Raw genomic sequence first — 11829 nt, forward strand, 5'->3', positions numbered from 1 at the left:
GCTGTCATCCTTCTTTTTGGCCGGGGCGCCGGGCTGGTTTGTCACCGGTCACTTCCCGATACCATAACTCATGATGCTTGCGGGCCCAGGCACGGCTGACCCAACCATGCAGCATCGCGCCCATGGATCCCTTGATCCAGATACCGGCGTAGATGTGCACGATGATGCTCAGCACCAGCACGAATGCCGCGAACGCGTGCAGCAAGCTGGCCAGACGAAGGCTACCGATACCGAAATAGGCGCTGAACCAGGCACGCCATATCACGATACCGCTGACCAGCAGTACCAGCATGCATACCAGCAAGGTCCAGAACAGCAGCTTCTGACCCGCGTTGTATTTGCCGATCGCCGGCACGCCCTCTTCCTTGTTGAGCATTACCCGATCAATGCGGCGTAACCAGAGCCGGTCATTGGCATCGATGAAGTTGGCGCGCCAGAAGCGTATGACCAGCCCGACGAAAAACACGAACATTGCCACTCCGAGGTACGGGTGCAGGACCCGCGTCCAAGGCCCGCCACCGAAGAGGTGGCTGAGCCAGAACAGCGCCGGATGGAACAGCGCCAGCCCCGACAGCCCGGCAGTGACGAACAGGATCGCCACGATCCAGTGGTTGGTGCGCTGATTGGCGGTGTAGCGAAGGATCGGTTCACGATCGTTCATGGCCGTTGCTCCTCTTGCCCGCCGGGCTTGCCTGGATCGTAGACATGGACCGCCGGATCTACCTGCCGCACGCCGTTATCCACAGGTTCGGAGTGCTCGTCATCTTCGACCCTCTGGGGGCCGACCCGAACATAATGGAAGAACCCGGCCACCACCGCGGCGCCCATGGCAAATAGCGCCAGCGGCTTGGTGATGCCCTTCCACAAGCCGACCAGTGGGCTGATCACCGGCTGGTCCGGCAAGCCCGCGTAGATACGCGGTGTATCGGCATGGTGCAGTACGTACATCACATGGGTTCCGCCGACCCCATCGGGATCGTACAAACCGGCATTGTCGAAGCCCCGGGACTTGAGGTCGACGATGCGCTCGGCCGCATGCTCCTTCATATCATCCTTGGTGCCGAAGACGATCGCACCGGTAGGACAGGTCTTTACGCAAGCCGGCTCCAGTCCGACAGCCACACGGTCGGAACACAGGCTGCATTTGTAGGCCTTGTGATCCTTCTGCGAAATCCGCGGGATGTTGAACGGGCAGCCGGTAATGCAATAGCCGCAACCGATGCAGTGGTCCTGGTTGAAGTCGACGATGCCGTTGGCCAGCTTGATGATGGCACCCGGGCTCGGGCAGGCCTTCAGGCAACCTGGCTCGGCGCAGTGCATGCAGCCGTCCTTGCGAATCAGCCATTCCAGGTTGCCGTCATCCCGTTCGTGCTCGGTGAAGCGCATCAGGGTCCAGCTCTGGGCGGTCAGGTCCTGGGGATTGTCGTAGGTGCCATGACTGTGACCGACTTCGTCTCGCAGCTCGTTCCATTCCGAGCACGCCACCTGGCAGGCCTTGCAGCCAATGCACTTGGTGGTATCGATCAGCTTGGCCACCTCCTGCTGGTGACGCGCCGAAGGCGGCACGGTCGTGGTGGCCGAACGGGCGATGATATCTTGGCTGGCCATCAGACTTTCTCCACATTGACCAGGAACGACTTGGATTCCGGGGTCTGCGTATTGCCATCACCCAGGAACGGCACCAAGGTGTTGGTCAGGTAGCCATGCCGCGTCTGACCGGTGAAGCCCCAGTGCAGGGGAATACCGACCTGATGCACGGTCTGGTTGTTGACCTGCAGCGGCCGAATCCGCTTGGTCACCACCGCCACTGCCTCGATGTGTCCGCGCTTGGAAGACACTCGCACGCGGTCTCCGGCGGCAATCCCTTTTTCCTTGGCCAGCACCTCCCCGATCTCGATGAACTGCTCGGGCTGGGTAATGGCGTTCAGGCGGCAATGCTTGCTCCAGAAATGGAAGTGCTCGGTCAGCCGGTAGGTGGTCGCTGCGTAGGGGAAGTCCTTGGCCTGGCCGAGGGTTTCCCACACCGAGTCGAAAATGCGCCCGGCCGGATTGCTGATCGCCTTCTTGTTGTTCGGGTGCAGTGGGTTGATCCCGATCGGCGTCTCGAAGGGTTCGTAGTGTTCCGGGAACGGGCCTTCGGCCATCTTGTCGATGGCAAAGAGCCGCGCCACGCCCTCAGGGTTCATGATGAACGGGTTCATACCCGCCTCCGGCGGTACATCGACCTTGAAATCGGGAACATCGGTACCGCCCCATGACTTGCCGTTCCACCACACCAGGCGCTTCTTCGGATCCCACGGCTTGCCCTGTGGATCGGACGACGCACGGTTGTAGAGGATTCGTCTGTTCGCCGGCCAGGCCCAGGCCCAATTGGCGTTCTGCATCATGCCGAACGGGTCGCTGTTGTCCCGACGGGCCATCTGGTTGCCCTGCTCGGTCCAGCTACCGGCGAAGATCCAGCAACCGGAGGCAGTGCTGCCATCGTCCTTGAGCTGCCCGAACCCGGACAATTGCTGTCCCGCCTTGAGCATGACGCCCGCTGGATCGGTCTGGTCAGTCACGGCAATACCGTTGAGTTCCTTGGCCAGCTCTTCGGGCGAGGGCTCGCCCGCGACCTTGTACGGCCAGCTGATATTGAGCAGTGGCTCGGGATTGGCGCCACCTTCGGTCCGATAACGCTCGCGCAGGCGCAGGAACAGCTCGCTCATGATGCGCGCGTCGGTGCGTGTCTCACCCGGGCCGTCGGCACCTTTCCAGTGCCATTGCAGCCATCGGCTGCTGTTGACCAGCGAACCGTCCTCCTCGGCGAAGCAGGTCGTGGGCAGACGGATGACTTCGGTCTGGATATCGGCACTGCTCACATCGTTGTAGGGACCGACATTGCGCCAGAACTCGGAGGTCTCGGTGGCCAGGGGATCCATGATGACCAGCCACTTCAGCTTGGCCAACGCGGCGCTGACACGGTTCTTGTCCGGGAGCGCGGCAATGGGGTTGAACCCTTGGCACATGTAGCCGTTGACCTGGCCCTTGCCCATCATGTCGAACATCTTCAACACGTCGTAGGCAGGAATGTCGAGCTTGGGCAGCCAGTCGAAGCCCCAACGGTTTTCCGCCGTGGCGTTGGCCCCGAACCAGGACTTCATCAGGCTGACATGGAACTTGCCGTAGTTCTGCCAGTACGACAGCTGGCCGGGCCGCAGCGGCTTGGGCGCGCGCTTGGCGATGAAGGCGTCGTAGTCCTGTTCGGCATCGCCCGCCAGGGTCAGGTAGCCGGGCAGCGAGTTGGACAGCAGGCCGAGATCGGTCAGGCCCTGGATGTTGGAATGGCCGCGCAGCGCATTGACCCCGCCGCCGGGCATGCCGACGTTACCCAGGAGCAACTGCACCATCGCCGCGCTACGGATGATCTGGGCGCCGATGGAGTGCTGCGTCCAGCCCAGCGCATAGAGGATCGTCATGGTCTTGCCCGGCTGCGAGCAGGTGGCGATCTCCTCCCAGATCTTCAGCATGCTGTCCTGCGGCATGCCGCAGGTCATACTGGCGAGCTCCGGGGTATAGCGGCTGTAGTGCTGTTTCATCAGCTGATAGACGCAGCGCGGATCCTGCAGGGTCGAGTCGACCTTGGCAAAGCCGTCTTCGCCGATCTCGTAGCCCCAGCCGGACTTGTCGGTGTAGGTACGCTTGGACGCGTCATAGCCACTGAACAGGCCATCCTCGAAGCCAAAGTCCGCGTTGACGATGAACGACACGTCGGTGTAGTTGCGCACGTACTCGTGCTGAATCTTGTCGTTGCTCAGCAGGTAGTTGATCAGCCCGCCCATGAAGGCGATATCGCTACCAGTACGAATCGGCGCATAGAAATCCGCCACGGATGCGGTACGGGTAAACCTGGGGTCGACCACGATCAGCCGCGCCTTGTTGTGCGCCTTGGCTTCGGTCACCCACTTGAAGCCGCACGGATGCGCCTCAGCGGCATTGCCACCCATCACCAGGATCAGATTCGCGTTAGCGATATCGGTCCAGTGGTTGGTCATGGCTCCACGGCCGTACGTCGGGGCAAGACTTGCCACCGTCGGGCCATGTCAGACACGTGCTTGGTTGTCGAACCCCAGCATGCCTAACGAGCGGATGACCTTGTGGGTCAGGTAGCCTGCCTCGCTGGAAGCAGCGGATGCGGCGAGAAAACCGGTCGTGAGCCAGCGGTTGACTGTCTGCCCCTGGGCATTCTTCTCGATGAAGTTGGCATCGCGGTCCGCTTTCATCAGCTCGGCGACCCGGTCCAGCGCTTCTTCCCAGCCGATACGCGTCCACTCACTGCTGCCAGGCTTGCGCACCTGTGGATAAAGCAGGCGGTCGGGGCTGTGGATAAAGTCGAGCAACCCGGCGCCTTTCGGGCACAGCGTGCCGCGATTGACAGGGTGGTCGGCATCGCCCTCGATATGAATGATGTTCTGCGAAACGTTCTTGCCCGCGTCGCCCTGGCTGTACATGATCAAGCCGCAGCCGACCGAACAGTAGGGGCAGGTATTTCGCGTTTCTTTGGTGTGCGCCAGCTTGAAGTGACGCACCTGTTCGGCAAAGGCAGGTGTCGGGGCCATCCCCAACGCCGCCAGGCTCGAACCTCCAAGGCCGACTGCGGCAACCTTGAAGAACTGCCGACGGTTGAGATCCATCGTGCACTCCTGATCAGGTGGTGGACGCTCGGGACGTTGCCGGCGTCTCTTGAACTCACGGTTGGCGACCGATTCGGGGTCACCAAGTACAACTCTAGTCAGGATTTCGGAATTTGCGTTGATTTGGGTCAATGCGGGGATGGGGCGGGACTGGTGGGCTGATGGAAGGCGTTCGGCGATACGTTGGATCGGTACGGAGGTTGCGCTTGCTGGAGACTCAATCCAGGGAGGTGGCGTGTTCGCTCCGCGGGTATGCCTGAACGATCCGTTTGGCCTCGGCTAGCAAGGCCGACTTCCATGGCACCAAGCCCAACCGGAAACCATCATGCGCAAGGATTACCTGGTCTTCTTCATTTCACTATTCCTTTCGGCCAGGGGATCAGATCCTCTTGTTCATCGTCCCCTTGATAGTGTTCCAGCGCACAGGCAGCGCGGCTTGGGCGGGATTGGCATTTTTCGTCGAAGCACTTCCGCGCTTCCTCACCTTCCCCGTGTGCGGCGCCTTGTGCGACCGTGTTTCGCCCGTGCGCCTGCTGCACATCAGTCAGGCTTGGCGGGCGCTGGCGTGCCTTGTCGCGGTCGGCTTGCAACTATCGTTCGATAGCATTGCCTGGCTGGTAGCGCTTTCGGCCTTTGCGGGGTGTTGACCACTCAAGGCATCATGACCCGGGAAGTACTGATGCCGACCATCTTCCCCCAGTACAGCTACACCCGCACCCTCTCCTACTCGCAGATTGCCGACCAGACCGGCATGGTGCTCGGCCCGGTGCTGGCGGCCTTGCTGTTGGAAACCTGGGCCTGGCAGTGGATGGTACTGACCAGCGCGGGCATATTCCTGCTGGCGGATGTGGCAATGGTCGCCTGGCAGCGCTGGAGCGGGATCAAGACAGGGAGCGTTCGACAGCACGTTGGGCTGACGCAATCGGTGGGTATTGCATTGGGACATATTCGTGCCCAAGCGCAACTGAAGAAGATCATCACCTTGGCCGTTGGAGTGAACCTGATCATTGGCGTCCCCCTTGCGACCTCCGCCGCGCTGGTGATCGGTGAACATGCTGCCGGCAAGGACGCCTATGCCACGCTACAGGTGGCGGGCGCCCTGGTCACTATCGCTATCCTGTTCTTCCTGGCCAGGGTGATTCTGCCGATCTGGCTAATGGGATGCGTTGCCTACCTGACGATCGCGGCAGGCGCACTCCTCAGCACCTGGAGCTCCGATCTTGTCGTGTATGTAGCGGGTTTCCTGCTCATCGTCGGCTTCGACAAGATGTTCAATGTGTACATGCGCAGTGTTCGCCAACGGGTGATCCCAGTGGCGGACTTTGGCAAGGCCGTAGGAGTGATCACTCTGCTCAACAATCTTTCATAACCCTTGGCGGGCATCCTGGTAGCGCTACTTGCCACGCCGCTGGGGGTGCGTGGGGTGATCCTGCTGTTGGCAGTGTTGACGCTGTTACTGGGAGGTATCGCGATGTGTTGTTCCCGGCGCGCAGAGAGCCATGCGAGTTGTCTTCGGTCGAGCGGCGATAGAGGCATCTTGTGACGGGCCATGCCAGCTGAAAATCAGTCGGCCATTGGTTCTGGGAGACGATCAGTCGGATTTCTGCAGTACCCAGAAAAAGAGAACCCCCGCAGGGCGGGGGGCTCTGGCACGAACTTGAACTTAAAGCTCAAGCTACCGCTTAGAACGGAATATCGTCATCGAAGCTGTCGAAGTCAGCCGCCGGTTGCTGCTGGGCAGGCTGCTGCTGCGGTGCCTGGCGCTGAGGCGCCTGCTGTGGCCGTGGGGCTTGCTGGCGTGGAGCCGGGTTGCCCTGGTTGGCTTGGCCACCCTGGTAGTTGTTGCCACCACCCTGGTTGCCGCCTTGGTTGTACTGGTTGCCACCGTCCTGGTTCTGCGGACGGCCGCCGAGCAGCTGCATGGTGCCCTGCATGTCGACGATGATCTCAGTGGTATAACGCTTGATGCCGTCCTTTTCCCACTCGCGCGTTTGCAGCTTGCCTTCGATGTAGACCTGCGAACCCTTGCGCAGGTACTCGCCAGCGATCTCGGCCACCTTGCCGAACATCGAGACACGGTGCCACTCGGTGCGCTCGACCTTCTGGCCGGTCTGCTTGTCGGTCCACTGCTCGCTGGTGGCCAGGCTCAAGTTGGTCACGGCGTTACCGTTGGGCAGGTAGCGGACTTCGGGATCCTGACCGCAGGTACCGACCAGAATGACTTTGTTAACCCCACGGGCCATAACGTTCTCCTAGGCTTCGCACGCCGATGAGGTCGGATTCACCAGACGCTCAAGGGTCGCACGGTCCAAAATTTTCGTATCCAGTTTGATATAGATGGCGGCTTCTTCTGCCACCACCACGGCGTCGGTCACTCCAGGCACGGCCATGAGACGTTCGGTCAGCCCGGCTTCCCGGGACGCTTCCGGCGACAGCGGCATGCGCAGGCTGGTCACGTAGGGCGGCTCGTTCATACGCAGCGCAACGACCAACCAGATGGCACACAACAGCGCACAACCGAGAAACACCATGCTCAGGCCACCGTGCTGGAACAACCAGCCACCGATGATTCCTCCCAGGGCGGCACCAAGGAACTGGCTGGTGGAATAAACCCCCATTGCCGTCCCCTTGCCGCCGGCGGGCGACACCTTGCTGACCAGCGAAGGCAAGGATGCCTCCAGCAGGTTGAAGGCAGTAAAGAATATCACGGTGCCGGTCACCAGTCCGTGCAAGTTGTCAGCCCATTGCCAGAAGTACACCTCGGTGAGCGCCAGCACGGCGACCGCGCCGAACAACACACGCTTCATCTTGCGCTTTTTTTCGCCATAGATGATGAACGGGATCATTGCAAAAAATGAGATCAGCAAGGCCGTCAGGTAGACCCACCAGTGCTCTTCCTTGGGCAACCCTCCTCGCTCGACCAGCGCCAGGGGAAGCGCGACGAAGCTGGCCATCAGGATGGCATGAAGGATGAAGATCCCGGCATCCAGCCGCAGCAGGTCAGGGTGACGCAAGGTCGCGCCAAGCGCCTGGCGTGCCACGCCGGACTCGCGATGCTGCAAGACACTGTGACCGCTGGGCACGACGAAGGCGACCAGGGCGATACCGACCATCGCCAGGCCGGCAGTGGCCAGGAACAGCCCGGACAGCCCGAAGGCGCGAGTCAGCAATGGTCCGACGACCATGGCCACGGCGAACGACAGACCGATGCTCATGCCGATCATGGCCATGGCCTTGGTCCGATGTTGCTCGCGGGTCAGGTCCGAGAGCAGTGCCATGACCGCCGCCGAGATAGCGCCCGCGCCCTGCAGGATTCTTCCGGCGATCACGCCCCAGATCGTATCGGCCTGGGACGCCAGTACACTGCCGAGCGCAAAGATCACCAGCCCGAGGTAGATCACCGGCCGACGTCCGATACGATCGGAGATCACTCCGAACGGAATTTGCAGGACGGCCTGGGTCAGGCCATAGGCGCCGATCGCCAGGCCGATCAATGCGGGCGTGGCGCCAGCCAGGTCCATGCCATAGGTGGCGAGCACCGGCAGGACCATGAACATGCCAAGCATGCGAAAGGCAAAGACCATGGCCAGGCCGCCTGCGGCACGGGTTTCGCTGCCGCTCATGCGCTCATGGTGGGTGTCGTGCATGGATTAACCTCATGTGAACCGGCGTGGATTCTATCAGTCCGACAGCTTGACGGCATCTGCGCGACGCTTTGCCGCGTGATATCAGAGCGCCGTATACTTTGTTGTTTATGCCCGCCAAGCGAGGCCGCAGTGGACAAGATCCTGATTCGTGGGGCACGTACCCACAACCTGAAGAACATCGACCTGACTCTGCCCCGGGACAAACTGATCGTGATCACCGGCCTGTCCGGCTCCGGCAAGTCCTCCCTGGCATTCGACACCCTGTATGCCGAAGGTCAGCGCCGCTATGTGGAATCGCTGTCGGCCTACGCTCGACAGTTCCTGTCGATGATGGAAAAGCCCGACGTCGATACCATCGAAGGTCTCTCGCCGGCAATTTCCATCGAGCAGAAATCGACCTCTCACAACCCTCGCTCGACAGTCGGCACGATTACCGAGATCTACGACTACCTGCGTCTGCTTTACGCCCGCGTCGGTACGCCGCGGTGCCCGGACCATGATATTCCTCTGGAGGCACAGACCGTCAGCCAGATGGTCGACCTGGTCCTGGAACAACCCGAGGGCAAGCGACTCATGCTGCTGGCTCCGGTGATACGCGAGCGTAAAGGCGAGCATCTGGCGGTGTTCGATGAACTGCGCGCTCAAGGTTTTGTCCGGGCACGGGTCAACGGCAAGTTATACGAGATGGACGAGCTGCCCAAGCTCGACAAGCAGAAGAAGCACAGCATCGACGTGGTGGTGGATCGTTTCAAGGTCCGCGCCGATCTGCAGCAACGTCTGGCCGAGTCCTTCGAGACGGCTTTGAAGCTGGCTGATGGTATTGCCCTGGTCGTCCCAATGGACGACGAACCTGGCGAAGAGACGATCTTCTCCGCGCGCTTCGCCTGCCCCATCTGCGGTCATGCCATCAGCGAGCTCGAACCGAAGCTGTTTTCCTTCAACAACCCGGCTGGCGCCTGTCCCACCTGCGATGGCCTTGGCGTCAAGCAGTACTTCGACACCAAGCGTCTGGTGAATGCCGAGCTGACCCTGGCTGAAGGGGCGATCCGCGGCTGGGATCGACGAAACGTCTACTACTTCCAGATGCTTGGCTCCTTGGCGAACCACTATGGTTTCAACCTGGACAAGCCTTTCGTGCAATTGCCCGCCGATCAGCAGAAAGTGATCCTGCAAGGCAGCGGCAAGCAGAACGTGGACTTCAAGTACCTCAACGACCGTGGCGATATCGTCAAGCGCTCGCACCCCTTCGAAGGGATCATTCCCAACCTTGAGCGGCGTTACCGCGAGACCGAGTCGGCCACAGTGCGCGAAGAATTGGCCAAGTTCCTCGGGACCCAGCCTTGCCCAGATTGCCGTGGCACGCGGCTGCGCCGGGAAGCACGCCATGTATGGGTAGGCGAGAAGACTCTCCCGGCGGTTACCAACCTGCCGATCGGTGATGCCAGCAACTACTTCAGCGATCTGACACTGACCGGTCGCCGTGGCGAAATCGCTGCGAAGATTCTCAAGGAGATCTGCGAGCGCCTGCAGTTCCTGGTCAACGTCGGCCTCGACTACCTGACCCTCGACCGCAGCGCTGAAACGCTCTCCGGCGGGGAAGCCCAGCGCATTCGCTTGGCCAGCCAGATCGGCGCGGGCCTTGTGGGGGTGATGTACATCCTCGATGAACCGTCCATCGGCCTTCACCAGCGTGATAACGATCGTCTGCTGGGGACGCTGAATCATCTTCGCGATCTGGGCAATACGGTGATCGTGGTAGAGCACGACGAGGATGCTATCCGCCTGGCGGACTACGTGGTCGATATCGGTCCTGGTGCCGGTGTGCACGGGGGGCAGATCGTCGCGGAAGGTACGCCACAGGAGGTCATGGATCACCCTGACTCGCTGACCGGACAATACCTGTCGGGCCGCAAGAAGATCGTCGTGCCGGCCGAGCGGACACCACGCGACAAGAAGCTGTCGCTCAAACTCAAGGGGGCTCGCGGCAACAATCTGCAGAATGTCGACCTGGAAATTCCGATCGGCCTGCTGACCTGTGTGACCGGCGTATCTGGATCGGGCAAGTCGACGCTGATCAACAACACCCTCTACCCGCTGGCGGCAACGGCGCTCAATGGCGCCACCAGCCTGGAGGCAGCCGCGCATGCCAGCATGGATGGCCTGCAGCACCTGGACAAGGTGGTCGATATCGACCAGAGCCCCATCGGACGAACGCCGCGCTCCAACCCCGCGACCTATACGGGGATCTTCACGCCTATCCGCGAACTTTTCGCGGGGGTACCGGAATCACGCTCGCGCGGCTATGGGCCAGGGCGCTTCTCGTTCAACGTCAAGGGCGGACGCTGCGAGGCTTGCCAGGGTGACGGCCTGATCAAGGTCGAAATGCACTTCCTGCCCGATATCTACGTGCCGTGCGACGTTTGCAAGAGCAAGCGCTACAACCGCGAGACGCTGGAGATCAAGTACAAGGGCAAGAACATCCACGAAGTGCTGGAAATGACCATCGAGGATGCGCGAGGGTTCTTCGACGCGGTGCCCGCCTTGGCGCGCAAGCTGCAGACCCTGATGGATGTGGGCCTGTCCTACATCAAGCTCGGGCAGTCGGCTACCACGCTGTCGGGCGGCGAGGCGCAGCGGGTCAAGTTGTCGCGCGAGCTGTCCAAGCGCGATACCGGGAAGACTCTCTACATACTCGATGAGCCCACTACAGGGCTTCACTTCGCCGACATTCAGCAACTGCTCGATGTACTGCACCGCCTACGCGACCATGGCAACACCGTGGTGGTGATCGAGCACAACCTGGACGTGATCAAGACCGCCGACTGGCTGGTCGACCTGGGGCCTGAAGGCGGCTCCAAGGGCGGACAGATCATTGCTTGCGGCACGCCAGAGCAACTGGCGAAAATGAAGCAGTCCTATACCGGCTATTACCTCAAGCCGTTGCTGGAACGAGACCGAGCCTGAGCGTAATGAAAAGCCCCCGGTCACGCTGGTGACCGGGGGCTTTTTCATGGACCAGGATGCCTTACATCTGCGATTGCAGGTAATTCCCCAAGCCGATCGAGTCGATCAGGCCCTGCTGCTTTTCAAGCCAGTAGGTGTGATCTTCCTCGGTATCCGCCAACTGTGCACGCAGGATGTCGCGGCTGATGAAATCCTTGTGCAGCTCGCACAACTCGATTCCCTTGCACAGCGCCGCGCGCACCTTGTACTCCAGGCGCAGGTCGGAAGCAATCATCTCAGGGACCGTGGTACCCACGTCCAAGTCGTCGGGACGCATGCGTGGCGTGCCTTCGAGCATGAGGATACGACGCATCAGGGCATCGGCGTGTTGCGCCTCCTCTTCCATCTCGTGATTGATACGCTCATAGAGTTTGGACAGGCCCCAGTCTTCGTACATACGCGAATGGATGAAGTACTGGTCGCGCGCCGCCAGTTCGCCCGTGAGCAACGTGTTGAGGTAGTCGATGACGTCCGGGTGACCTTGCATTGCCCTGCTTCTCCCTAGG

The 11829-nt window shown here is 61.0% G+C and carries 7 protein-coding genes and 1 pseudogene; 2 read left to right on the forward strand and 6 right to left on the reverse strand.

Translation table 11 applies throughout. The features are described from left to right. Nucleotides 1–4: 4 nt before the first annotated feature. The 3 genes from G7009_RS15325 to fdnG are packed head-to-tail and all read right to left on the reverse strand — an operon-like array spanning nt 5 to nt 4673. Nucleotides 5–661 carry a formate dehydrogenase subunit gamma gene (locus G7009_RS15325; RefSeq protein ID WP_181130920.1) on the reverse strand — a complete coding sequence of 219 codons (657 nt, stop codon included), beginning with the start codon at nt 659–661 and terminating at the stop codon, nt 5–7. Then, the gene (gene fdxH, locus G7009_RS15330) at nt 658–1608 is read right to left on the reverse strand and encodes a formate dehydrogenase subunit beta (protein ID WP_181130921.1); all 951 of its coding nucleotides are present in this window, start codon (nt 1606–1608) and stop codon (nt 658–660) included. Before fdxH ends, G7009_RS15325 begins: the two co-directional genes overlap by 4 nt. Next, nucleotides 1608–4673 carry a formate dehydrogenase-N subunit alpha gene (gene fdnG, locus G7009_RS15335; RefSeq protein WP_181130922.1) on the reverse strand — a complete coding sequence of 1022 codons (3066 nt, stop codon included), beginning with the start codon at nt 4671–4673 and terminating at the stop codon, nt 1608–1610. Before fdnG ends, fdxH begins: the two co-directional genes overlap by 1 nt. Before the next feature lie 325 nt (nt 4674–4998). Between fdnG and G7009_RS15340 the strand changes: the two are divergent. Continuing rightward, nucleotides 4999–6216, forward strand: a pseudogene (locus G7009_RS15340) (MFS transporter). Between the two features lie 139 nt (nt 6217–6355). On the opposite strand, the gene G7009_RS15345 reads toward G7009_RS15340, so the two are convergent. Next, nucleotides 6356–6916 carry a single-stranded DNA-binding protein gene (locus tag G7009_RS15345; RefSeq protein ID WP_181130923.1) on the reverse strand — a complete coding sequence of 187 codons (561 nt, stop codon included), beginning with the start codon at nt 6914–6916 and terminating at the stop codon, nt 6356–6358. 9 nt (nt 6917–6925) lie between these two features. Beyond that, nucleotides 6926–8320, reverse strand: a complete 1395-nt coding sequence (locus G7009_RS15350) for an MFS transporter (protein ID WP_181130924.1) — start codon at nt 8318–8320, stop codon at nt 6926–6928. Between the two features lie 129 nt (nt 8321–8449). Between G7009_RS15350 and uvrA the strand changes: the two genes are divergently transcribed. After that, entirely contained in the window at nt 8450–11284 is a 2835-nt protein-coding gene (uvrA, locus tag G7009_RS15355; RefSeq protein WP_181130925.1) for an excinuclease ABC subunit UvrA, read from the forward strand. Nucleotides 11285–11345: 61 nt separating this feature from the next. Here uvrA and bfr read toward each other — a convergent pair whose 3' ends face one another. Further along, complete coding sequence (bfr, locus tag G7009_RS15360) at nt 11346–11810, reverse strand: bacterioferritin (protein WP_181130926.1); 465 nt, start codon at nt 11808–11810, stop codon at nt 11346–11348. Nucleotides 11811–11829 lie beyond the last annotated feature (19 nt).

Source organism: Pseudomonas capeferrum, assembly GCF_013523055.1.
GTDB classification, from domain to species: Bacteria; Pseudomonadota; Gammaproteobacteria; order Pseudomonadales; family Pseudomonadaceae; genus Aquipseudomonas; species Aquipseudomonas capeferrum_A.